Here is a 22867-nt window from a genome sequence, read left to right on the forward strand (position 1 = left end):
TCGATCGGCCGGTTGTGCCGCGGCCCCCGGCGCATCAGTAGGCCCCCTGCCCGTAGAGCACCGCGCGTAGCGTCTTCCACAAAATCACCGTGTCCAGGGCGAGCGACCAGTCCTCCACGTACCGCAGGTCCAGCCGGACCGCTTCCTCCCAGGGCAGGTCGCTGCGTCCGCTGATCTGCCACAGGCCGGTGAGCCCGGGCTTGACCAGCAGCCGCCGCCGGATGTCCGGGCCGTACGCGGCGGACTCCTCCGGCAGCGGGGGCCGCGGACCGACGAGTGACATCGATCCGGTGAGCACGTTGAAAAGCTGCGGGAGCTCGTCGATCGAGTACCGGCGCAGCACTGCTCCCACCCGGGTCACCCGCGGGTCCCGGCGGAGCTTGAACAGCAGGCCGGCGCCCTCGTTGCGGTCGGCCAGCCCGGCACGTGCCCCGTCGGCCCCGGCGACCATGGTGCGAAACTTGTAGATGGTGAACTCGCGGCCGTCCTTGCCGACCCTGCGCTGGCGGTAGACCACCCCACCCCGGCTGTTCGCCAGCACGAGCAGCCCGACGAGCACCATGAGCGGCGCGAACAGCACCAGCAGGACCGCCGCGCCCAGCCGGTCGACGACCCCTTTGACCACCCGGTGACCCCCGGTGAAGGTCGGTATGCTGACCCGCAGCAGCGGGATCCCGAGCACCGCGTCGACGTGCAGCCGCGGGCCGGCCACCTCCATCAGTACGGGGGCCACGACCATCTCGGCATCGCTGCCTTCGAGGTTCCAGGCCAGCCGCTGCAGTCGTTCCGGTGACCAGTGCGGGTCCGGTGTGACCGCGACGACACGGTAGCCGTCGCGGCGGACGTGATTGGCGACGTCCGCCAGCCGGCCGACGACCGGCACTCCGTCCAGGTGGTCACCGTCGAGCCCGAGACCGTCCGTCGTGCACACCGCGTCCACCCGCCAGCCGAGGTGCGGGAACTTGCGGGCTCGGGTGATCAGGTCGCGCATGGTGTCCGGACTCCCGGCCGCGAGCACCGGTCTCAGGCACTGGCCTTCCTTGCGCTGTCTGTGCAGTCGCAGGCGCAGGAGATACCGCGCGGTCATGGTGGTGAGCGCGATCGCGGGGATCGCGACGAAGATCCAGAGCTTGATGTTGCGCGAGGTGAGGGCGATCCCGCCGAGTGCCAGTACGACGGCCGCCGTGAACAGCGAGCGTCCGAGCCGGCGGAATTCCTCGGCGCCCTGGCCGAGTACGGCCGGAGCCCACGATCGGCTCACCGCAAGCGCTCCCAGCACCAGCAGCTCGGTGCCGAAGGCGAGAATCACCCATTTCTCGTGCCAGTTGGCCGCGTCCCGGGCTCCGAAGAAGTTGCCGATCGCCACCACCACGAAGCCGGTGGTCATGGTGTCGCTGGCGATCACGGTACGGCGGTACCGCTGCTCCCAGTCGATCGTGGACTGTCTGACCGGCCCATTCGCCAGACGCCCACGCGCCGGTGGAAACGGGCTGACTAAATCCCCCCGCTGCACAGAACCCCCCAAGGTCCCCAGTGGTTCGACGCGTTCGCCTCACACTGTTCATCCCCCCGGGAGACCCCCGCCCCCCGCTCTGTTCCTCCCCTCGGGAGGCCCCCGCCCCCCACGCATGACATCCCGGTATTTCAGCGCGCCTCGAACAGCCCGGCAGTGGACTCGCATGTCCTGCCAGGCTCTTGAAGGTGTGCGGGAACCCGTCGAAACCCTGAATGCTCCCCGCACCCAAGGGCCCCTCACGGGCTCCAAGAATTGATCACCCCACGCCTGGCGCGGGGGAAGTGCGACTGCTAACTTCCGGTGGCTCCGGACGTTTGGATCGCTATTGGTCGGCTTATGTCCGAACTGGTGAAGCTCGGTCAATCTAGACCATCAGGACCAGTATGTAGAGAGGATGTGTGCAATTTGCGTTCAAGTTTTGAGGGTGTGTTTGCCGATCACTGACCGCCTGCGAGTGCCGTCACGAAGAAGGCGTGCCATGTGACCTGTGACGACGAGAGTTTCTGGGCTGTCGGCACCGGCAACCACGAGGCGTCCCGGCCCTGACAACCTGGCCGCTTTTAGGCGTAACTTCCGCGCTGTTGTGACCGGCGAGCCGCAACGGACCTTTCACGGCCCCGATTCGGCTACGATGTCCCACTATTTGTGCCCTGCAACGTGCCGCTGTGGGGGCCCGGTGTGGGCGAGGTGCCCGGGGCGGGCGGGGTGTTCGACCCGGACGACGAGGCGCGCGACGTGAGGGACCGACTCAAGGTCTGTTTCCCGGGCGCTGCCCCACCCGGCCACCTGTCCGGGGCTGTGGACCGGTGGCGCGAGCGGTGGAGCCGCCGACGATCAACTCGGTGGCTATGCGCACCCGTCGGGCACGCTTGGGAGGGTTCGTCTCCTGGAGCAGGCGGACCGCGGCTGAGCCCGCCTCTTCGAGCGGGACCCGTAGCGCCGTGGTGTCGGGCCGGTCCGTGCTGATCGCGGTCAGGTCGTCCGACGCCGCCAGGCTGATGTCCTCGGGGACCCGTATGCCGGCGTCGCGCAGCCCCAGATGCAGGCCGAGCAGCAGGTAACTGCTGTAGGCCACCACCGCCTGGACGTTCCGTTCGGCGGCGATGCGCTCGGCGACGGCCAGCCCCGCGTCGATCCGGGGGGCGACGGGACCGAGCACGGTGAGGTCGACACCGCTGCGGCGGGCGGCCTTCTCGACCGCGCTGTTGCGCTGTTCGGCCATCCACGAACCGTCCGGGCCGCCCACATAGGTGATGGCCCGGTGACCGAGGCCCGCCAGGTGCGTGACGATGTCGGCGACACCGCCGGGGGTGTCGATCAGGACGCCGGGCACCGCGGGCACGGTGCGGTCCACCGTGACGACCGGCAGCTTGGACGTGAACGCCCTGATCGCCGAGTCCGGGCTCACCGGCGCTATGAAGACGAGACCGTCGACGCGCGAGGCGAGCTTCCCCGCCAACTCGTGTTCACTGCTCTGCGAACCCTCGGAGACGGCGAGCAGGATGTTGTCGCCGTGCTGGGACAGGGCGCGCTGCACGCCGGTCACGATCGGGGCGAAGAAGGGGTTGGCGAGACTCGGGACCAGTACGCCGATCAGGCTCGTCCGGCCGGTGGTCAGCGCCCGGGCGTTCGCGTTGAACTCGAAACCCATGGCCCCGGCGGCGGCCAGCACCCGCTCGCGCGTGTTCGCCGCGACCATGTCGGGCCTGCTCAGCGCGCGTGACGCGGTCGCCTTCGACACCCCCGCCGCGCGTGCGACGTCTGCCAGCGTCACCATCTCGCCCCCCAGTGTGTGCGTAACGGGATCTTTACACGAACGCGTTGACGCTTGGATCCGGGCGAAAGTATGGTCCACCTCAACCGGTTGTTGCAACCGGTTGCAGCAACCGGTTGTAGGAATCTCTGAGAGGTGGTGTGGCTGTGTCCCGGAAGGCCACCTTGGGGCTGCTGCTCGCGCCCGGCCTGGCACTGCTGGCCTTCGGCTTCGCGTTCCCCTTCGTCGTGACGCTCTTCGCGCCGCCCGCCGCCGACGACCCCGACGTGCTCGGCAAGCTGGGCACCATGCTCACCGACAGCTACGTACTGGGCGTGCTCGCCCGGACCGTACGCGTGGCCGTCACCGTCACCCTGGTCTGTCTGGTCTTCGGCTTTCCGACGGCCTATCTCATCGCCCGGGCTCCCAAGAGCCGCCAGGGCCTGCTGCTCGCGCTCGCGGTCTTCCCGCTGCTGCTCAGCACGGTGGTGCGGACCTTCTCCTGGCTGGTCATCCTCGGCCGCAACGGCCTCATCAGTGATGTCGTCCTGGCGACCGGACTCACCGACCGCCCGCCCGAGCTGCTCTACACGGAGTTCGCCCTGGTCGCCGGTCTCACCCAGCTGTTCATGCCGCTGATGATCCTCACCTCGTACAGCTCGCTGTCGCAGATCGACTCCGGTCTGGAGGACGCCGCCCGCGGCCTCGGCGCGAGCCCCGGCCGGGCCTTCCGGCAGATCGTGCTGCCGCTCGCCCTGCCCGGCGTACTGGTGGGGGCGACCCTGGTGTTCGCCGGAGCGGTCACCGCCTTCACCACACCGCTGCTGCTCGGCGGCTCCCGCAACCGCACCCTGGCGACGCTGCTCTACGACTACGCGAACGTGAAACTGGACTGGGGCGGGGCCAGCGCCGTCGCACTGATCATGACCGTACTGGTGCTCGCGGTCGGCTGGGCCTCGGGCAGGATATCGGCGAAGGTGGCCACGTCGTGATACGCCGACGCCCCGTTCTCTCCCTGCTGGCCGGCCTGGCCATGGTCTTTCTGCTCGGGCCCATCCTCCTGGTCGTCGCCATCGGTTTCTCCTCCGGCGACACCGTCGAGTTCCCGCCCTCCGGCTTCTCGCTGCGGTGGTTCGACCAGGCGCTGTCCAGCGGCTCCTTCCAACAGGGCCTGGTGACCAGTCTGCTGGTGGCCGCTGCGGCGACGCTGTTCGCGCTGGTCCTGGGCATCCCCGTGGCCCTGGCCGTGCAGCGCCACAGGTTCCGCGGCCACAAGACGGTCGAGACGCTCTTCCTCTCACCCGTGATCGTCCCCGAGCTGGTCCTCGGCTTCGCGCTCTTCCAGCAGCTCATGGTGACCATGCGGATCACGGCGCTCGGCGCGCTGCTGATCGGCCACACCGTCCTGCTGCTGCCCTACGCGGTACGCGTCACGGGCGCCTCGCTCGCGCTGTCGGACCCCGGGCTGGAAGAGGCTGCCAGGGGTCTCGGCGCCGGACCCCTGCGGGCGTTCTTCGCGATCACGCTGCCGGTGATGGCGCCCGGCATCGTGTCGGCGGCCGTGCTGTCCTTCCTGACCTCCTTCAACAACGTTCCGCTGTCACTGCTGCTCAAGGGGCCAGGGATCTCCACGCTGCCCGTCGAGATGCTCAATTACGTGCAGTTCTCCTACGACCCCATGGTGGCCGCGGTGAGCACCCTGCTGCTCGCCGCCACGGTCGGCGTGGCCCTCCTGACGGAGCGCCTCGTCGGATTCAACAAGGTCTTCAGCCGGTGAGCGCGGTACGAGACGGCAGGGACGGCGGCAAGGGCAGCGACAAGGACAGCGATGGGGACAACGGCGGAGACAACGGCGGAGACAACGACAAGAAGAGGACAGGAAGAACGACGATGACTCCAGTGGTTCAACTCGACGCCGTCTCCCGCGAGTTCGCGGGCACGGCAGCGGTACGGGACCTCGATCTGACCGTACGCCGCGGGGAGTTCACCGCGCTGCTCGGCCCCAGCGGCTGCGGCAAGACCACCACCCTGCGCATGATCGCCGGATTCCTGGAACCCACCGCGGGCCGCATCCTGCTGGAGGGTGAGGACGCCACCAGGCTTCCCCCGGAGCGCCGGAACATCGGCATGGTCTTCCAGTCGTACGCGCTGTTCCCGCACCTGACCGTGGAGAAGAACGTCGCCTTCGGACTGAAGATGCGGGGCGTCGAGGACGGCGCTCGGCGCATCCGGGCGGGCGAGGCGCTGGAGCTGGTCGGCCTGTCCCACCTCGCCGGCCGCAAGCCCAAGCAGCTCTCCGGCGGCCAGCAGCAGCGCATCGCACTGGCCCGCGCCATCGCCGTACGCCCCTCGGTGCTCCTCCTCGACGAGCCCCTGTCCAACCTCGACGCGCGGCTGCGCGTCCAGATGCGCCAGGAACTCGCCCGTATCCAGAAGGAGACCGGGCTCACCGCGATCCTGGTCACCCACGATCAGGAGGAGGCCCTGGAGCTCGCCGACAGCATGGTCATCCTCGATCAGGGCACGGTCGCCCAACAGGGTGCCCCGCGAGAGGTGTTCGGCGCTCCCGCCAACCGCTTCGTCGCTGAGTTCCTCGGTTACGAGAACTTCGTCGAGCTGCCGGACGGCCGCACGGTCACCATCCGGCCGGAGCACGTCACGGTGGTCAGCCCCGAATCGACCCCCGAACCCCTCACGCTCCCCGGTGGTACCACGGTCGACGCCGTGCTCACCTCCGTGCGGTTCCGCGGCACCGACTGCGTCGTCACCGCCGTGTCCGAGGGCCGCACCGTCCTGGCCACCAGCAGTGACTTCGAGCTGCGCACCGGCCGGCAGGTGCGCCTCCATCTCCCCGCCGCGCACACCATCGATCTTCCCCGCACGAAGCAGGAGCTGCAGACCTCATGAGACGACTCGCCACCACCACCGCGGCCACCCTGCTGGTCCTCCCGCTGGCCGGCTGCGCCGGATCGGCCGCGGGGGAGCAGGACCCCAAGAAACTGACCGTCTCCACCTTCGGCTTCGGCGCCGACCTGTTCGAGAAGAACATCGTCAAGCCGTTCGAGAAGGAGACCGGTATCGACGTCCAGGTCGAGAGCGGCGACAACGCCGAGCGGCTCACCAAGCTCAAGATCAACAGCAGCAACCCGACGGTCGACGTCGCCATGATCTCCGACCTGTTCGCCCAACGCGGCCAGGAACAGGGCCTGTTCGAGAAAATCGACCCGTCGGCCGTTTCCAACCTCAAGAAGATCCACGACTTCGCCAAGAACAAGGACGGCTACGCGCCCGCGTACACGTACCAGCTGCTCGGCATGCTCTACCGCACCGACAAGTTCGACAAGGCGCCCGGCCTCAAGGACCTCTGGAAGGCCGAGCACAAGGGCAAGATCGCCATGCCCGACATCTCGACCAGCGCCGGAGTGCCCTTCCTCTACTCCACCGCCGCGACCTACGGCTCGGGCCCCGAGGACACCGACACGGCGTTCAAGAAGCTCTCCGCCAACTCCTCGAACGTACTGAAGTACTTCAGCCGCAGCACCGAACTCGTCAGCCTGCTCGACCGCGGCGAGGTGGAGATGGCCCCGGCGCTCGACCTGTTCGCCATCGACCCGGTCGAGGCGGGCAAGCCGATCGCCTGGGCGCCCCTCGACAAGGGCCGGTACGTGGTCTCCAACACCGCGCAGCTGGTGAAGGGCGCGCACAACAAGGCGGGCGCGGAGAAGTTCATCAACTACCTGCTGTCGGCGAAGGCCCAGGAGAAGGCCGCGGCGACCTTCCACGACAAGCCCGTCAACAAGGACGCCACGATTCCCGGGGCGATCACCGACGTGGTGGGCGAGGCGGCGACCGACCCCGCGGCGGCCGGCTTCACCATGCCCGACCTGAAACTGGCCGTGAAGAACAACGACGAGTGGGTCGACCGCTTCCAGCGCGAGGTGTCCGGGTGACACACCCGCAGCCGGTCGTCATCGACTGCGACCCCGGTATCGACGACGCCGTCGCCCTGCTGCTGGCCTTCGCGTCGCCCGAACTCGATGTCACCGGCATCACCACCGTCGCCGGGAACGTCGGGATCGGGCAGGTCGTCGACAACGCGCTGCGACTGTGCGACCTGATCGGTGTGGACGCTCAGGTGCCCGTCGTACAGGGGCACGCGGGGCCCATCGCCCGCGCCGTTCGTATCCCGGACGAGCCCGTGCACGGCGAGGGCGGGCTCGGCGGCGTACACCTCCCTCCGTCGGCGCGTACGCCGCACCAGGCGCAAGCCGTCGCATGGCTGGCCGCGCGGCTGCGGGACCGAGGGCCCGCGGGCACCACCGTGATCGCCACCGCGCCGCTCACCAACATCGCCGCGTTGCTGCACGCCCACCCGGAGGCCGCCTCGTCGGTCAAGGAGATCGTGCTGATGGGCGGGGCGGCCTTCGCGCCGGGCAATGTCACGCCGTCGGCCGAGTTCAACTTCTTCGCCGACCCCGAGGCCGCCCGGTTCGTGACCGAGGCCGGGGTGCCGCTGCGGATCGTCGGGCTCGACGTGACCCGCAAGGCGCTGACGACCCGGGCCGACATCGAACAGCTGCTGGCCGACGGCGCGCCCGCCACCGGTGCCGCAGGGCGGATGCTCGACCACCTCGCCACCCGGTACGAGCAGCGCCACGGCGTCGCCGCCTGCGCGGTCCACGACGCGCTGGCCGTGGCCGCCACGGTACGCCCCGGCCTCATCGAGTGGACCGATGCCTGGGTGACGGTGGAGTGCGGCGGCGAGTTCTCCCGCGGCAAGCTGATCGCCGATGTGCACGGACGCACCGGACTGCCGCACAACGCCAAGGTGGCCACCGGCGTCGACACCGATGCTTTCCGTGCCTTTCTCATCTCCCGCCTGCTGCGCCACTACGGCGCCGACGCCCACGGACCCGTTCGCCGGGGCTGATACCGGGCCTCTTCCGCGAACCACTGACACATCTGCCGAACGAGAGAACCGTCGATGCCTGCGCCCAGCCACTGCGACCTGCTGATCCGCGGAGCCCGCGTGGTCTCCGTACACACCGGGGAACAGACCGCCGCCGATGTCGCCGTCACCGGCGACCTGATCCGCGCCCTGTTGCGCCCCGGCGCCCAGATCGACGCCGGCCAGGTCATCGACGCCGATGGACTTCTGGTGGTGCCCGGTTATGTCGACGCGCACATGCACATCGAGAGCTCGCTGCTCGCACCGCGCGAGTTCGCGCGGATCACGCTGCCCCGTGGCACCACGACGGTGCTCGCCGACCCGCACGAGATCGTCAACGTCGCCGGGCGCGAGGCGATGGCCTGGATGATCGAACAGGGCCGCGGCGCCCTGCAGTCCATGCACTGGGCGGTGCCCTCGTGCGTACCGGCCCTGGAGGGCTTCGAGACGGCGGGTGCCGTGCTCAGCGCCGCCGACATCGCCGACATGCTCGACTGGGAGGGTGTCACCACGCTCGGCGAGGTGATGGACTACCGGGCCGTCGTCGACGGCAGCCGCCGGATGCGCGAGATCGTGGCCGCGGCGCGGGCCAAGGGCGTACGACTGGACGGGCACTGCCCCAACCTCTCCGGCGACGACCTGGGCGAGTACCTGTGGGCGGGCATCGACTCCGACCACACCAAGAACACCCCGGAGGTCGCGGTCGAGAAGGCCCGGCTCGGCATGCTGCTGATGCTCCAGGAGAAGTGCCTCACCCCGGAGCTGGTGAGCAGACTCGCCACACTGCCGGTGCAGCCGGACTTCTGCCTGGTCACCGATGACCTCGCGGCGGACGCCATCGTCGAGCGCGGCCACCTCGACCACATCGCCCGGGTCGCCGTCGGCGCCGGTATGGATCCGTTGACGGCGCTCCGCGCGCTGACCCTGCACCCGGCCCGCCGCCTCGGCCTGGACGACCGCGGAGTGGTGGCCCCCGGACGGCGCGCGGATCTGGTACTGCTGCGCGACCTGGCCGATTTCACGCCGGTCATGGTCGTGTGCGGGGGCGAGCCGGTCGAGGAGGGCGCGCCCGCGGTCCTGTCCGGCAACCCGTTCGCCGACTCCGTCCACCTCGACCCGCTGGACGCGGACGGGTGCGCCTGGACGGTGGACCTGCCGGACGGCGAGCATGTCTTCCGGGCCCTGCGGGTCAATCCGGTGGACACGTTCACCGAGCCGGCCGAGGTCGTCCTTCCGGTGCGGGACGGCGTCGTGCAGTGGGAGGGCCGTACCGCGGTACTGGCCGTGTTCGAACGCCACCACCGCAGCGGGCGGCGCACGATGGCTCCGGTGGTCGGCTTCGAGCTGTCCGACGGCGCGGTCGCCACCACGTACGCGCACGACAGCCACAACCTGACGGTCACCGCCACCACGTCCGCGGCGCTGCGAGAGGCCGCGAACCGTGTCATCGCCTCACACGGGGGGATCTGCGTGATCGCTGCGGGCGATCAGCCGGTGCACCTGCCGCTGCCGGTGGCCGGGGTCCTGTCAGACCGTCCCGCCGAGGAGGTGTCCCAGGGCGCGGCCGCGATCCGCGAAGCCCTGCACCGCTGGGGCTGGGCGCACCGGAACGCGTTCATGTCCATTTCGACCATGACTCTTCCGGTCTCCCCGCAGGTGAAGCTGACCGACCTGGGGCTGGTGCGGGTGGTCGACCGGGCCTGGGAGCCCGCCGTCCTGGCGTGAGCACCGCGCCGCGGCCCCTGGCGGACCCGGCGCGTCTCCTCACCACCAGCCGCTGCCGGGCGCGGGGCTCCGGACCGGTGACTCGGTCCCGGAGCCCCGCGACGACCGTCCCGAACGCCTCCAGGTACGGCTCCAGCCATGCCCTCCGGGGCCGGTGCGGCCGCGCCGGCCCCGGAGGGCCTGCCGCTTCGCGTGACCGCCCCCGGACCGGGGCGGTCACTCGTGCGCGATGGCCGCGAGCACGTTCATGCGCGACGCGCGCAGCGCCGGCAGCAGCGCCGCCACGATGCCCACGACGGCAGATCCCACGACGACCGCGACGAGGGTGGTCCACGGGATCGCGAACGCCTTCATCCCCTGCAGCGCGAGGACCTGCTGCACGCACACGCCCCACACGAGCCCGAGCACCAGCCCCAGGATTGCGCCGAACACGGCGATCACCACCGACTCCAGCCTGATCATCCGCCGCAGCTGGCGGCGGGCCAGCCCGATCGCGCGCAGCAGCCCGATCTCGCGGGTGCGCTCCACGACCGACAGGGCCAGGGTGTTGACCACACCGAGCACCGCGATGACGATCGCGAGCCCCAGCAGGGCGTACACCAGATAGAGCAGCACGGCGATCTGGTCGTGGATCAGCTTCTTGTAGTCGGCCAGGTCGCGCACCTGTACCTGCGGATACGGGTCGAGTGTCCTGTCGAGGTGGGAGCGCAGCGTGTCGTCGGAGGCGCCTGCGGCCGCGTTCACATACAGCGCGGAGTCCTGGCCGCCGGGCACGTACTTCTCGATGGTCGCGAAGCCGAGGAACAGTCCGCCCTGCGTTCCGAAGCCCTCCGCGGCGTCCTGGTCGGTCAGCGCCGCGACCTTCAGCTCGGTCTTCCGTCCGGCGGAGAACTCGACGGGGATCATGCTGCCGAGACGCACGTCATGGTCCTTGGCGAAGCCGGCGTCCATGGCGATGTTCCCGTCCGCGAGTGCGGCGGCCGTGTCCCCCTCGGCGTAACTGATGCGGGCGACGTCGTCCAGTTTCGGGTCGTAGCCCGCCGCGGTCGTCTCGACGCGCTTGCCGTCCGGCAGCCGGACGGCGACCGGCGCGAACCGCTGCCGTACGACGAGTCCCGCGCCGTCGGTGGCCTCCACCTTCTTGGTGATCTCCTGCGGGAACGGCAGGAAGTTGGCGTTCTGGACCACGAAGTCGGCGCCCAGCGTCTTGTCGATCTGCTGGTCGAAGGACTTGGTCATGGACGCGCTCGCCACGGACATTCCACCGACCAGGGCGATGCCCACCATCAGGGCGGCCGCGGTGGCGCCCGTGCGTCGCGGGTTGCGCAGGGCGTTGCGCTGGCTCATCCGGCCGACCGAGCCGAACACGGCGGGGAAGAACCCGCCGAGGACGCGGATCACCGGACGGACGAGCAGCGGTCCCGCGATCACCGTCGCGATGAGGGTGAGGACGACACCGAGGCCCAGCAGGGAGGCGGCGGACGAGGTCCGCGTCGCCGTCGAGCAGCCCACGAGCGCGGCGGCGCCCAGCGCGCCGACGACCGATCCCACCACGGCCCGGGTCCGCAACGGCCGTCCCACACCGGCGATCTCGGCGTCCGCCAGCGCGGCCATCGGCGACACCGTGGCGGCCCGGCGGGCCGGAAGGTACGCCGCGACGAAGGTGACGCCCACCCCGACGACGTACGACGCGACCGGCGTTGCCCACCCGATGACCATCTCGGTGGTCTTCAGGTTCATGCCGAAGACGCCCATGAGCTTGATCAGTCCGAACGCGAGCCCGATGCCCGCGGCCAGGCCGAGCGTCGAGCCCACCAGGCCGAGCAGGACCGCCTCCGTGAGCACGGACCGGCGGACCTGCCGCCGGTCGGCGCCGAGTGCGCGCAACAGGCCCAGCTCGCGGGTGCGTTGGGCGATCAGCATGGAGAAGGTGTTGACGATCAGGAAGACCCCGACCAGTACGGCGATACCCGCGAAGCCGAGCATCACGTACTTGATCACGTCGAGGAATCCGCCGAGCTGGGAAGCGGCCGTCTCGGCCTGTTCGTCCGCGGTCTCCAACTCGTAGGTGCCGGAGCCGAGTTCCGCTGCGATGCTCCGCTTGAGCCGCGCGTCGCTGACTCCTGACTCGGCGTCCACCTGGATGCTGGTGGCGACCCCGGTCCTGCCCAGCAGCTTGTCCGCCGCGACGGCCGGGTCGAGGAAGACCAGCGCGGCGCCCGGGTTGGTGGTCTTGAAGGTCGCGATACCGACGACCTTCACCTTGAACGACCCGGGCTGCGCGATCACGGTCAGCGGGTCACCGATGTCCACCCGCTTCTTGTCGGCCGTGTCCGCGTCGAGGAGCGCCTCGCCGGGTCCGCGCGGGGTGTGCCCGGAGGTCAGCGCCACGGGGCTGCGGTCGGTGACGTACCAGTCGGCGGCGATGGTGGGCGCGCCCGTGGTCGGGCCCACCGACTCGTTGTCGCGGTCGACGACGGTGACGTTCTCGACGGCCACGTCCGGACGCGCGAGGGCGACCCCGGCGACCTTCCCGATGCGGTCCACGAGGTCCGTGGGCACCGTCTCGACCGCTCCGGAGGGGATCTGCGACTTCAGATCCTCCTTCGGGCTCACGGTCACGTCGGCCGACGTGGACGCGAAGAGCCGGTCGAACGTACGGCTGACGGTGTCCGAGAAGATCAGGCTGCCCGCGACGAACGCCACGGACAGGACGACGGCCAGCGCCGAGAGCAGCAGCCGGCCCTTGTGGGCGAGAAAACTCCGGAGTGTCGCCTTCAGCACGACGGCCTGCCTCAGTCCCTGTCGGGGGCGATGCCCTGGTCGAGGTCGCTTTTCTGGTCGAGGGCGGCGTCACCCTCGAACGTTCCGCGGATCGTGTCGAACCTCTTCATGCGCTCCAGCACCGTCTCAGCGGTCGGCCGGGCCATCTCGTCCACGATCCGCCCGTCCCCGAGGAAGAGGACCAGGTCGGCGTGGCCCGCCGCGCCAGGATCGTGCGTGACCATGACCACGGTCTGCCCCAGCTCGTCGACGGCGTCCCGCAGGAAGCCGAGGACCTCCAGGCCCGCGCGCGAGTCCAGGTTTCCGGTCGGCTCGTCCGCGAAGATCAGCTCGGGGCGCGAGGCGAGCGCCCGGGCGCAGGCCACCCGCTGTTGCTGACCGCCGGAGAGCTGCGCGGGCCGGTGCTTGAGACGGTCGCGCAGACCGAGCTGGTCGATGACCTGGTTCAGCCACTTCTCGTCGGGCTTCTTCCCCGCGATGTCCATGGGCAGCGTGATGTTCTCGGCCGCGTTGAGCGTCGGGATCAGGTTGAAGGACTGGAACATGAAGCCGATCCGGTCCCGCCGCAGTTGGGTCAGCTCGCGGTCCTTCAGCCCGGTGATCTCGGTGTCGCCCAGCCACACCTGTCCGGTCGAGACGTTGTCGAGCCCCGCCAGACAGTGCATCAAGGTGGACTTCCCGGAGCCCGAGGGGCCCATGACCGCCGTGAAGCGGCCGCGCGCGATGTCCACGTCGACCGAGTCGAGGGCGAGCACGGTCGTCTCACCCGACCCGTACGCCTTCGTCAGGCCCCGGGCGCGGGCCGCTGTCTCCTCGTCGCCCGTGCGCCCGAGGGCGTGCTCCGCAGCTGCTGTGGACAAGACCAGCCTCCTATGTCGGACTTCGGTGTCCGCGGGGCGAGCCTAGTGTGATCCGGGGCACACCCGGTATCCCCCCGCAGTACCCACTTGCCTTTGCTAGCGTTTCGGCGCTAGCTTCGAAGTATGGCGAAGACGCAACTGAACGTACGCGTGGACGAGGGCACCGCCCGGGCCGCGCGTGAACGCGCCCTGGCCCGCGGGATGAGCGTCAACCGCTACATCGAGGAACTGGTCAAGCAGGACACCGGGGAGGCCGGCCACACCTTCGTCGAGGCCGCCGCCGACTTCATGAAGCAGTACGAGTCCGTCTTCGCCGAGGAGTTCGGCACGAACAGAGAAGGCCGACGCTGAGCTCTTGAACGAACCACTGAACATCAGAGTCGACCTCGCCTGGCTCCTCATGGTCGCCGAGCAGAAGACGCCGGGAGACCCCCAGGTCGCCGACTGGGGAGCCCTCGTCGCCGCCGTCGGCCGCCACGAGGCCGAGATCTTCGGCGTCCCCGTCTACGACACCCCGCACACCCGCGCCGCCGCGCTGCTCCAGCTGCTGCTGCACGTCCCGGCGCTCGAACGCTCGAACGCGATGTTCGCCATGGCCGTCGCGTACGCCTACCTCGTCGCCAGCGGCCTGAAGGTCGTCACCTCGCCCGAGCAGGTCCGCGATCTGGCCAGGCTGGTCAAGACCGGCGAGGCGACGGTGCAGGACATCGCGCGCGAGCTGCGCCAGTGGAGCCTGTGAGGCTCAGTGACTCAGAGGCTCTGTGACTCAGTGACTCAGCGGCTCTGTGTCTCGGTGGTTCAGCGCCTCACGGACTCACGGGCTCACCGGCTCACCTGCTTCAGGAGGGGCGGACGGGCGGCGAGCGGTGCCCAGCACGCAGTACGAACTCGGTGTCCGCGGCCCTTTGTCGGGCACCGACAGCTGTCGGTAGGGGCCGAGTTCGTACCCCGCGTCCCGGATCGCGCCGACCGGGTCCCGGCCCACGTGGCAGCCGCCGAACAGCAGCGGCCAGACCGTGCGGTCCAGGACGCTCTGACCGGCCCGCATCGCGCGGCCGCCGCCTCTGCCGTGCTCGAAGAAACGCAGCTCGCCGCCCGGGCGCAGGACGCGGCGGATCTCGGCGAGGGCCCGCGGCACGTCTCGTACGCTGCACAGCACCAGCGACACGACGGCTCCGTCGAACGCCTCGCTCTTGACCGGCAGGGCCTCCGCGACCCCCGGCACCACGTCGACCGGCGCGTCCGAGCGCAGGGCCGCGGTCACGGCCAGCTGTCGCAGCCGCCGCTCGGGTTCGATCGCGACGATCTCCGAGACCGTGCCCGGATAGTGGGCGAAGTTCAGCCCGTTGCCCGCGCCGATCTCGATGACCCGGCCGGAGAGCCCGGCGAGCAGCTCGTCGCGATGGACGCCGATCGTCGGCTCCGCCGCCACACTGAGCCGGGCGTAGAAGCGGGCGAACAGCGGATGGTGCACCGGAGCCGGAGTCAGCGTGCCGGTCTTGGCGATTCTGGAGCCGCGCGGTCGCATGAGGCCTCCCGTTGGGGCGTGGACCTACCGCGATTCTCCCCCCGGAGGGCCTCGCTCACCCGTCCGTCGACCTGCCGTTCGCACCGCGGTCCCGTCCGGATGCCGTTTGTTGTCCGCGGGGCGGTTGTGGCCGGTTGTTGTCTGCGGGGTGGGTGTGGCCCGTCGCGCAGTTCCCCGCGCCCTTACGCCCTTGCGCCCTTGCGCCCTCTACGGGCGCTGCGCCGCAGCGGTGAAGGACCGTGCGTCCCATGTTCCCCCGAGGCGTGGTGCCAGCCGGCTTGCCGCTGTGGCACGGAAAGCCGCGGGCGTGAGCCGGCCGGAGCCTTCGGGGAGCGCGCCCAGCAGGGGTGCCCCCGCCACCCTCGGGAGGTCCGCCAGGTTGCAGCGGGACGCGAGGTCGGGGTCGTTCGGCCAACTGCCCACGACGACGCCGAGCAGGTCGAGCCGTTGTGAGCGCAGTTCGCGGGCGGTCAGTTCAGTGGTGTTGAGCGTGCCGAGCCCGGCGGAGGCGACCACCAGCACCGGAGCGCCCAGCAGCCGTGCCGCGTCCGCCAGGGTGCCGCCCTCGTCGGCGAACCGTACGAGCAGCCCGCCCGCACCTTCCACCAGCACGAGGTCGTGCTCGGTGGCCAGCTTGCCCGCGGCCTCCGCCATCTGCTCGGGCCGCACCGGCGCGAGACCGGCCCGCCGGGCCGCCGTGGCAGGGGCCAACGGCTCGGGATAGCGCGCGAGTTCGACGGCCGTGACCGCGCCCGCGAGCCGCGCCACCTCGTCGGCGTCCCCGCGCTCACCCGGCAGCAGGCCCGTCTGCGCGGGTTTGAGGACGGCCACCGAGCGCCCGGCCGCGACGGCCGCCGCGGCCACGGCGGCCGTCGCGACGGTCTTGCCCACCTCCGTGCCCGTCCCCGTGATCACCAGTACCGTCATGTCAGCCCTCCCGCGCGGCCGCGCACACGGCCGCCGTGATCCGCGCCAGATCGGCGTCCACGGTGACGTACGGCGGCATCGTGTACACGAGGTCCCGGAACGGGCGCAGCCACACGCCCTCGCGCACCGCCGCCCGGGTCGCCGCCGCCATGTCGATCTCGTGGTCCAACTGCACGACCCCGATGGCGCCGAGGACGCGTACGTCCCGGACACCCGGCAGTTCAGCGGCCGGCGCCAGACCGTCCCGCAACCCCGTCCCGATGCGCTTGACCTCGGTCTGCCAGTCCTGGCCGAGGAGAAGATCGATCGAGGCGCAGGCCACGGCGGCGGCGAGGGGATTGCCCATGAAGGTCGGGCCGTGGGCGAGGACCGGTACCTCTCCGCGTGAGATCCCCTCCGCGACCCGCGAGGTGCACAGCGTCGCCGCCATCGTCAGATATCCGCCGGTCAGCGCCTTGCCCACACACATCACGTCCGGCGTCACCCCGGCGTGCCCGGCCGCGAACAGCGTCCCCGTGCGTCCGAAGCCCGTCGCGATCTCGTCGAACACCAGCAGCACGTCGTGGGCGTCGCACGCCTCGCGCAGCACCCGCAGATACGCGGGGGAGTGGAACCGCATCCCGCCCGCGCCCTGCACCACCGGCTCCACGATCACCGCCGCCAGCTCGTCCGCGTGCCGCTCGATCAGCGAAAGCAGGTGGTCGGCGTAGGACTCCTCGTACGCGACCGGCGGCGCGTCGGCGAACACCTGCCGCTGGAGCACGCCCTGCCACAGCTCGTGCATCCCGCCCTCGGGATCGCACACCGACATCGGCTGCCAGGTGTCGCCGTGATAGCCGCCGCGCCAGGTGAGCAGGCGCCGCTTGGCCGGGCGGCCGAGCGAACGCCAGTGCTGGAGGCACATCTTGACCGCGACCTCGACGGACACCGAGCCGGAGTCGGCCAGGAAGACGTGTTCCAGCCCTTCGGGTGATATGTCGACAAGGCGCTTCGCCAGCCGTACGGCCGGCTCGTGCGTGAGCCCGCCGAACATCACATGGCTCATCCGGCCGAGCTGGTCGCGGGCCGCCTCGTTGAGCACGGGGTGGTTGTAGCCGTGGATCGCCGACCACCAGGACGACATGCCGTCGATCAGCTCGCCGCCCCCGCCGGCCATCCGCAGCCGCACCCCGCTCGCCGACTCCACGACGAGCGGTTCCTGCCGGCCGGGCATCGGCCCGTACGGATGCCACACATGCTGTCGGTCGAGATCGAGCAGCTCACGGACGGAAGGGTCCGGCAGGGAGGGGCTGGACACGGAAGGGCTGGTTACGGACGGGCTGGGCACGGAAAGGCCGGGCGGGGGCAGATCAGGCATTGGGCGCGAGATCCGTTCCGGCGCCCCGACGGCGTACCGCGACCAGGTCCGTACGCGCCTCGGAGACCCGCGTCGGCCCGGAGACCGGTTCCTCCGGGGCGCGCTCCTCGCCGGCCGGGCCGCAGGGACCGCGGCCGGCGCCCTCGTGCGAACCGCACCCCGTTTCCGCGCCCGAACCGCACCCGGTCTCCGCGTGCGAGCCGCAGCCTCCGTGCGCGGTGACCCGGTGCTCCGGAAGCGTCACCTCGCCCGAGCCCTCCACCTCGAACCCGGCGTCCGCGATCATGTCCAGGTCCACCTTGCCCGCCTGTCCCTCACTGGTGAGGTAGTCGCCGAGGAAGATCGAGTTGGCGAGGTGCAGGGCGAGGGGCTGCATCGTACGGAGATGGACCTCGCGGCCGCCCGCGATCCGCACCTCGACGTCCGGGCAGACGAACCGGACCATCGCGAGGATCCGCAGACACCGCTGCGGCGTGAGGTGCCACTCCTTGGCGAGCGGGGTGCCCTCCATCGGGATCAGGAAGTTGACCGGCACCGAGTCCGGGTCGAGCGCCCGCAGCGCGAGGACGACGTCGACGAGGTCCTCGTCGCTCTCGCCCATACCGGCGATCAGACCTGAGCAGGCGGACAGGCCCGCGGCGTGCGCCTTCCGGACCGTGTCCACCCGGTCGGCATAGGTGTGGGTGGTGGTGATGTCCCCGTACGTCTTCTCGGAGGTGTTGAGGTTGTGGTTGTAGGCGTCCGCCCCCGCCTCGCGCAGCCGATCGGCCTGACCGTCCGAGAGGAGACCGAGACAGGCGCACACCTCGACGTCCTCGTGCCGGTCCTTGATCGCCCTGATGGTGTCCGAGACCCGGTCGACGTCACGGTCCGTCGGGCCGCGTCCGCTCGCCACCAGACAGACCCGCTTGGCGCCGCCCGCGAGCCCCGCGGCAGCGGCCTGGGAGGCCTGGTCGGGCTTCAGCCACGTGTACTTCAGGATCTCGGCCTTCGAGCCGAGCCGTTGTGAGCAGTAGGAGCAGTCCTCGGGACACAGGCCCGACTTCAGGTTGACGAGGTAGTTGAGTTTCACCCGCCGGCCGAACCACTGCCGGCGTACCTTGCCGGCCGCGGCCACCACATCGAGGAGTTCTTCGTCGGAGGTGGCCAGCACGGCCAGTGCCTCGTCGCGGGTCGGCAGCTCGCGCCGAAGCCCCTTGTCCACCAGCGTGTTCAGCAGGTCCATGAGGTCCGATCCTGGCCTATCCGACCGCGCCGGGCCAAGGAGGGACCGGACAACAGAGACGGTTCGACGTGTGGGTATTGCCACATCATGGGCGGCTGGTGATCCCGCTAGGGTCTGTGCGTTGCCTACAAAAGGCAGTGGGGACGGCCGGGCGGAAGGTCATGTGTCGGGACCCCATGGGACACCCTCACGTCATGGCCCGGAGGACACATGACCCGATCGCCGTTCGAGTGGATCGACGAGCAGGCGCGGGCGCGCCGCCGGGCCGGACTCGTCCGCACTCTGCGTCCCCGCGCCGCCGACTCCACGCTCCTCGACCTCGCCGGAAACGACTATCTGGGCCTGGCCCGGCACCCCGAGGTCACGGAGGCCGCCGCGCGGGCCGCCCGGGCATGGGGCGGCGGCGCCACCGGATCCCGGCTCGTCAGCGGGTCGACCGAACTGCACGCGGAACTGGAGTACGAGCTGGCCGCGTTCTGCGGCTTCGAGTCCGCCCTCGTCTTCTCATCGGGCTACGCGGCCAACCTCGCAGTCGTCACCGCGCTCGCGCCGCACGGCTCCCTCATCGTCTCCGACGCGGGCAACCACGCCTCGCTGATCGACGGCTGCCGGCTGGCGCGCGGTACCACCCAGGTGGTCGCCCACGCCGACCCCGAGGCCGTCCGCAAGGCGCTGGGCACGCGCACCGGGCCCGCGATCGTCGTCTCCGACACGGTCTTCTCGGTGGACGGCGACGCGGCCCCGCTGGCGGAACTGGCCGCCGCCTGCCGGGAATCCGGCGAACCAGGCACACCCGGCGCGGCCCTGGTGATGGACGACGCGCACGGTCTGGGCGTCCTCGGTGACGGCGGGCGGGGCGCCGCCTGGTCGGCGGGGCTCGCGGGCGCGCCCGACGTCGTCACCACCGTCACGCTGTCGAAGTCGCTCGGCAGCCAGGGCGGCGCCGTCCTCGGACCGGCCCCCGTCATCGACCACCTGGTCAACGCGGCCCGTACCTTCATCTTCGACACCGGTCTGGCCCCCGCGGCGGCGGGCGCGGCCCTGGCGGCCCTGCGTCTGCTGCGCGGGGAACCGGAACGGGCCGCACGCGCACGTGCGGTGGCGACGGCTCTGTACGCGCGCCTGACGGCTGAGGGCCTCGAAGCCGTACGGCCGGACGCCGCGGTCGTCTCCGTGCGCGCCCCCTCCCCGGAACAGGCACTTCGCTGGGCCGCGGACTGCCGTGAGGCGGGTCTGGCCGTCGGCTGTTTCCGTCCCCCGTCGGTGCCGGACGGCATCTCACGGCTGCGGCTCACCGCCCGCGCGGATCTCACCGACGCGCAGCTCGACCGGGCCGTGGGCGTGATCATCGAAGCGCGCCGATAAACCCCTCCCAGGCCGCCGGGGCGAAGAGCAGGGCGGGCCCCGACGTGTTCTTGGAGTCGCGCACCGCGAGCAGGCCGGCCCATGGGCCGGAGCCCGGACGGGCCGTCTCGACGCAGTTGTTCATTCCCGTGCTGTGGCTGCTGCGCTGCCACAGCACACCGGGCAGACGCGTGCTGGAAGGTAAGTACCGAGGCATTGCGGGCATGGTGCCTCCTCATGTGCCGTCAGCTACACCGGCGATGAAATCCAACGTGTCCTCGGGCGAAAGGGCGTGGACCTGAAGGGCGTTGAAGGCCTCGCCATAGGCCCGGAGGTCTGCTTTGTGTTCGAGATAAAGGCTACTCGTCAAGTGGTCGAGAACAACCACATTCAGATCAGATCTGTTCGGAAACGAAAAAATTACGAAGGGCCCGGTGACTCCGACATGGGCCCCAACTCCGAAAGGAAGCACCTGAATCCGCACGTGAGGAAGGTGCGCGGCCTCCTGGAGCCGGTCCAGCTGCCGCGCCATGACCTCCGGTCCACCGACGGTCCGCCGCAGCACCGCCTCGTCCAGAACGGCACTCAGCCGGAGCGGTGTGTTCGAACGGAGCACGTCCTGACGTGCGAGGCGGACCTTCACCAGTACCTCCACCAGCGCGTCGCCCTTGCCGTCGGGCGCCCCGCCCACAGCGGCCCGTGTCACCTCCCGGGCGTACTCCGGCGTCTGCAGGAGGCCCGGCACGACGGAGTTCTCCAGCGTGCGCATCGCGCCGGCCTGCGACTCCAGGCTGATGAAGTCGCTGTACGTCGACGGCAGGAGGCCCCGGTAGGCGTGCCACCAGCGCTGTCGGCCGTCGTCGTCCGAGCCCGCCAGCACGACGAGCAACTCGTGCAGTTCCGGGTCCCGGACGTCGTACGCTTCCAGGAGCAGCCGTACGTCCGCGGGCTTGACCCCGCTGCGGCCGGTCTCGATCCGGCTCACCTTCGACTGGTGCCAGCCGACGAGCTGGGCCGCCTCACCGCTCGTGAGGCCCGCGAGGGCGCGCAGGGCCCGCAGTTCGGCGCCGAGTTTCCGTCGGTGCACCGCGGGGCCGTACTGCATGGCCGTCTCCTTCCGACCGTCGCGCGGACGCTATGGCGCCCGGCGTCACGCCGACGGTAGAGGACAAACCGGGTGGCCGCCCAAATACGGTCGAGCGTCGCAGAGTTCACCGCTTCGAGGGACAGATATATGCATATCCTGGTGGATCGGCACCGTGAACGCCGAGGTGATGGCACTCTGGCGCAAGCACCAGTTCGGGACCGCGCTCGAAGTCATCCGCTTCGGTCGGACTCCGGTCCCGTGGGAAAGGGACGACGTCGCATGGCAGACCGCCAGGAAGCATCCGTCACTCTGCCGAGCGATCCCGCCTCGGTCTCCGCCGCCCGGTCGTACGTCACCGACGTCCTGGCCGAATGGGGACTTCCGTCCGACTCGGAGGCCGCCGACACGGTCCGGCTCATCGTCTCCGAGCTTGCCACGAATGCCGTACAGCACACCTTCGGGCTGTCACCCACCTTCACGGTGGACATCGAGCTCGACCGTGACGAACAACTGCGCATCGGGGTGACCGACAGCCACCCGCGGTTTCCGAAACGGCTGCCCGCGGCCGTCCAGCAGGACAACGGTCGCGGCATGGTCATCATCCGATGGCTGACCGCGGAGTGGGGCGGCAAGCTCACGGTCCTGCCCACCAGAGAGGGCGGAAAGACCGTGTCCATCGTGCTGCCCTGGACGGCACCGGCGGAGCCGGCACGGGCCGACTGAGCCTCGCCACCGCCACCGGCGCGGGCTACCTGTCGTCCGAGTCCTTGTCCACGGCCCGCTTCACCAGATACGGCATGACCTCCCACAGGCCGGTGCACAGGGCCAGCGTGGTCACCCCCGCCACGATGCCTTCGGTCCGGCCCACCGCCACGTCCACGACGAGCAGCACGGAACCGGAGAGCGCGAGCGCGAGCACGGCCAGGCCGACCTGCGCGAGACGGGACGAAGCATTCACGATCTGGGGCTTGGCGCCCCTCCGGAACAGCCGGCGGTGCAGGGCGGCGGGCGCTGTGAAGAGCGCCGCCGCCAGCACCGAGAGCAGCAGCGTGACCACGTACGTGGTGCGCTGCACCGTGTCGAGGGACGGGAACCGCGGGGTGAAGGCGAGGGTCAGCAGGAAGGCGAAGAGGATCTGGACGCCGGTCTGGGTGACCCGCAGCTCCTGCAGGAGCTCGTTGAAGTTCCGGTCGGCGCGCTCAAGGCGGGTCTCGTTGCGCTCCTCGTGGTGATGCGGTTCGGCCATAGGTGAACGAGTAACCACTCAGCCGCCGAAATCACGTCCGGCCCCTCACGGGGTGGCCGCGGGGATCCCCGCGGCCACCCCGTGGGCAAGATCACCTGACGCGGCCGTACCAGACGCTCTTCGTCCAGATCTTCTGGAGCTTCACCACGTCCCCGGTCTTCGGGGAGTGCCAGATCCGGCCCTTCCCGGCGTAGAGGCCCACGTGGTAGACGTTCCGGCCCGAATGGAAGAAGACCAGGTCCCCCTGCTTGCGGCTCGAAGAGGAAACATGCTTCGTCTTGTTGTACTGGGCCGCCGCCGTGCGGGGCAGGCTCTTGCCGGCCTTCTTGAACGAGTAGAGCGTGAGGCCGGAGCAGTCGAAGCGCTTGGGCCCTGCGGCGCCGTACTTGTAGGGGGAGCCCTTCTTGGAGGCCGCCACCTGAAGTGCCTTTGTCGCGTGAGTGGCCGCTTCCGCGCCGGACGCGAAGCCCGGTGCCACGATGCCACCGCCGACAGCGGCGATGGTGAGGACCGATGCCGTACCGGCCCTGCTGAACAGCGACGGGACACGATTGAGCGCAGTCATGC

At 70.3% G+C, this 22867-nt stretch carries 22 protein-coding genes; 10 read left to right on the forward strand and 12 right to left on the reverse strand.

What is annotated here, in order from left to right:
- Positions 1 to 34: 34 nt before the first annotated feature.
- On the reverse strand, positions 35 to 1513 hold the full coding sequence (locus AB0D14_RS04110) for a sugar transferase (RefSeq protein WP_362774342.1): 1479 nt from the start codon (positions 1511 to 1513) through the stop codon (positions 35 to 37).
- A gap of 751 nt (positions 1514 to 2264) precedes the next feature.
- Positions 2265 to 3293 carry a LacI family DNA-binding transcriptional regulator gene (locus AB0D14_RS04115; RefSeq protein WP_362774344.1) on the reverse strand — a complete coding sequence of 343 codons (1029 nt, stop codon included), beginning with the start codon at positions 3291 to 3293 and terminating at the stop codon, positions 2265 to 2267.
- Between the two features lie 143 nt (positions 3294 to 3436).
- Between AB0D14_RS04115 and AB0D14_RS04120 the strand changes: the two genes are divergently transcribed.
- From AB0D14_RS04120 to AB0D14_RS04145, 6 genes are read left to right on the forward strand one after another with little or no spacing between them, the layout of a single operon-like run.
- Positions 3437 to 4261, forward strand: a complete 825-nt coding sequence (locus tag AB0D14_RS04120; protein WP_362774347.1) for an ABC transporter permease — start codon at positions 3437 to 3439, stop codon at positions 4259 to 4261.
- Positions 4258 to 5046 carry an ABC transporter permease gene (locus tag AB0D14_RS04125; RefSeq protein ID WP_362774349.1) on the forward strand — a complete coding sequence of 263 codons (789 nt, stop codon included), beginning with the start codon at positions 4258 to 4260 and terminating at the stop codon, positions 5044 to 5046. Before AB0D14_RS04120 ends, AB0D14_RS04125 begins: the two co-directional genes overlap by 4 nt.
- On the forward strand, positions 5043 to 6176 hold the full coding sequence (locus AB0D14_RS04130) for an ABC transporter ATP-binding protein (protein WP_362774352.1): 1134 nt from the start codon (positions 5043 to 5045) through the stop codon (positions 6174 to 6176). The genes AB0D14_RS04125 and AB0D14_RS04130 overlap by 4 nt, the downstream gene beginning before the upstream one ends.
- Positions 6173 to 7219, forward strand: coding sequence for an ABC transporter substrate-binding protein (locus AB0D14_RS04135; RefSeq protein ID WP_362774355.1), 1047 nt, complete (start codon positions 6173 to 6175; stop codon positions 7217 to 7219). Before AB0D14_RS04130 ends, AB0D14_RS04135 begins: the two co-directional genes overlap by 4 nt.
- Positions 7216 to 8199 (forward strand): nucleoside hydrolase, encoded by a 984-nt coding sequence (locus AB0D14_RS04140; RefSeq protein WP_362774357.1) that lies wholly within the window; start codon positions 7216 to 7218, stop codon positions 8197 to 8199. The genes AB0D14_RS04135 and AB0D14_RS04140 overlap by 4 nt, the downstream gene beginning before the upstream one ends.
- Positions 8200 to 8253: 54 nt before the next feature.
- Complete coding sequence (locus AB0D14_RS04145; protein WP_362774360.1) at positions 8254 to 9942, forward strand: adenine deaminase C-terminal domain-containing protein; 1689 nt, start codon at positions 8254 to 8256, stop codon at positions 9940 to 9942.
- Between the two features lie 216 nt (positions 9943 to 10158).
- Here AB0D14_RS04145 and AB0D14_RS04150 read toward each other — a convergent pair whose 3' ends face one another.
- Both AB0D14_RS04150 and AB0D14_RS04155 read right to left on the reverse strand, forming a co-directional pair.
- On the reverse strand, positions 10159 to 12726 hold the full coding sequence (locus AB0D14_RS04150) for an ABC transporter permease (RefSeq protein ID WP_362774363.1): 2568 nt from the start codon (positions 12724 to 12726) through the stop codon (positions 10159 to 10161).
- 11 nt (positions 12727 to 12737) lie between these two features.
- A complete protein-coding gene (locus tag AB0D14_RS04155; protein WP_362774366.1) occupies positions 12738 to 13586 on the reverse strand; it encodes an ABC transporter ATP-binding protein in 849 nt (282 codons plus the stop codon).
- A 123-nt stretch (positions 13587 to 13709) separates the two neighbouring features.
- Here AB0D14_RS04155 and AB0D14_RS04160 point away from each other — a divergent pair, with 123 nt between their 5' ends.
- A complete protein-coding gene (locus AB0D14_RS04160; protein ID WP_362774369.1) occupies positions 13710 to 13937 on the forward strand; it encodes an antitoxin in 228 nt (75 codons plus the stop codon).
- A gap of 49 nt (positions 13938 to 13986) precedes the next feature.
- Positions 13987 to 14325, forward strand: coding sequence for a fic family toxin-antitoxin system, toxin component (locus tag AB0D14_RS04165; protein WP_362774664.1), 339 nt, complete (start codon positions 13987 to 13989; stop codon positions 14323 to 14325).
- Positions 14326 to 14400: 75 nt separating this feature from the next.
- Here the strand turns inward: AB0D14_RS04165 and AB0D14_RS04170 are convergent, their stop codons facing one another.
- The 4 genes from AB0D14_RS04170 to bioB all read right to left on the reverse strand — a co-directional run bounded on the left by AB0D14_RS04170 (position 14401) and on the right by bioB (position 18623).
- The gene (locus AB0D14_RS04170) at positions 14401 to 15114 is read right to left on the reverse strand and encodes a class I SAM-dependent methyltransferase (RefSeq protein WP_362774372.1); all 714 of its coding nucleotides are present in this window, start codon (positions 15112 to 15114) and stop codon (positions 14401 to 14403) included.
- 207 nt (positions 15115 to 15321) lie between these two features.
- Entirely contained in the window at positions 15322 to 16041 is a 720-nt protein-coding gene (bioD, locus tag AB0D14_RS04175; protein WP_362774375.1) for a dethiobiotin synthase, read from the reverse strand.
- A gap of 1 nt (position 16042) precedes the next feature.
- On the reverse strand, positions 16043 to 17323 hold the full coding sequence (locus AB0D14_RS04180; protein ID WP_362774667.1) for an adenosylmethionine--8-amino-7-oxononanoate transaminase: 1281 nt from the start codon (positions 17321 to 17323) through the stop codon (positions 16043 to 16045).
- 67 nt (positions 17324 to 17390) lie between these two features.
- Positions 17391 to 18623 carry a biotin synthase BioB gene (gene bioB / locus AB0D14_RS04185; RefSeq protein WP_362774377.1) on the reverse strand — a complete coding sequence of 411 codons (1233 nt, stop codon included), beginning with the start codon at positions 18621 to 18623 and terminating at the stop codon, positions 17391 to 17393.
- Between the two features lie 210 nt (positions 18624 to 18833).
- Between bioB and AB0D14_RS04190 the strand changes: the two genes are divergently transcribed.
- Positions 18834 to 19988, forward strand: a complete 1155-nt coding sequence (locus tag AB0D14_RS04190) for an 8-amino-7-oxononanoate synthase (RefSeq protein ID WP_362774380.1) — start codon at positions 18834 to 18836, stop codon at positions 19986 to 19988.
- Here AB0D14_RS04190 and AB0D14_RS04195 read toward each other — a convergent pair.
- Both AB0D14_RS04195 and AB0D14_RS04200 read right to left on the reverse strand, forming a co-directional pair.
- The gene (locus tag AB0D14_RS04195; RefSeq protein WP_362774382.1) at positions 19969 to 20193 is read right to left on the reverse strand and encodes a DUF397 domain-containing protein; all 225 of its coding nucleotides are present in this window, start codon (positions 20191 to 20193) and stop codon (positions 19969 to 19971) included. The genes AB0D14_RS04190 and AB0D14_RS04195 overlap by 20 nt on opposite strands.
- 9 nt (positions 20194 to 20202) lie before the next feature.
- Complete coding sequence (locus AB0D14_RS04200; RefSeq protein WP_362774385.1) at positions 20203 to 21072, reverse strand: helix-turn-helix transcriptional regulator; 870 nt, start codon at positions 21070 to 21072, stop codon at positions 20203 to 20205.
- Positions 21073 to 21333: 261 nt separating this feature from the next.
- Here AB0D14_RS04200 and AB0D14_RS04205 point away from each other — a divergent pair, with 261 nt between their 5' ends.
- The gene (locus AB0D14_RS04205; protein ID WP_362774387.1) at positions 21334 to 21777 is read left to right on the forward strand and encodes an ATP-binding protein; all 444 of its coding nucleotides are present in this window, start codon (positions 21334 to 21336) and stop codon (positions 21775 to 21777) included.
- A gap of 25 nt (positions 21778 to 21802) precedes the next feature.
- On the opposite strand, the gene AB0D14_RS04210 is transcribed toward AB0D14_RS04205, so the two are convergent.
- Together AB0D14_RS04210 and AB0D14_RS04215 are read right to left on the reverse strand one after the other, a co-directional pair.
- Entirely contained in the window at positions 21803 to 22300 is a 498-nt protein-coding gene (locus AB0D14_RS04210) for a DUF6328 family protein (RefSeq protein ID WP_362774390.1), read from the reverse strand.
- 91 nt (positions 22301 to 22391) lie between these two features.
- Complete coding sequence (locus tag AB0D14_RS04215) at positions 22392 to 22865, reverse strand: C40 family peptidase (protein WP_362774392.1); 474 nt, start codon at positions 22863 to 22865, stop codon at positions 22392 to 22394.
- Positions 22866 to 22867 lie beyond the last annotated feature (2 nt).

Source organism: Streptomyces sp. NPDC048484 (genome assembly GCF_040651415.1).
Classification (GTDB): domain Bacteria; phylum Actinomycetota; class Actinomycetes; order Streptomycetales; family Streptomycetaceae; genus Streptomyces.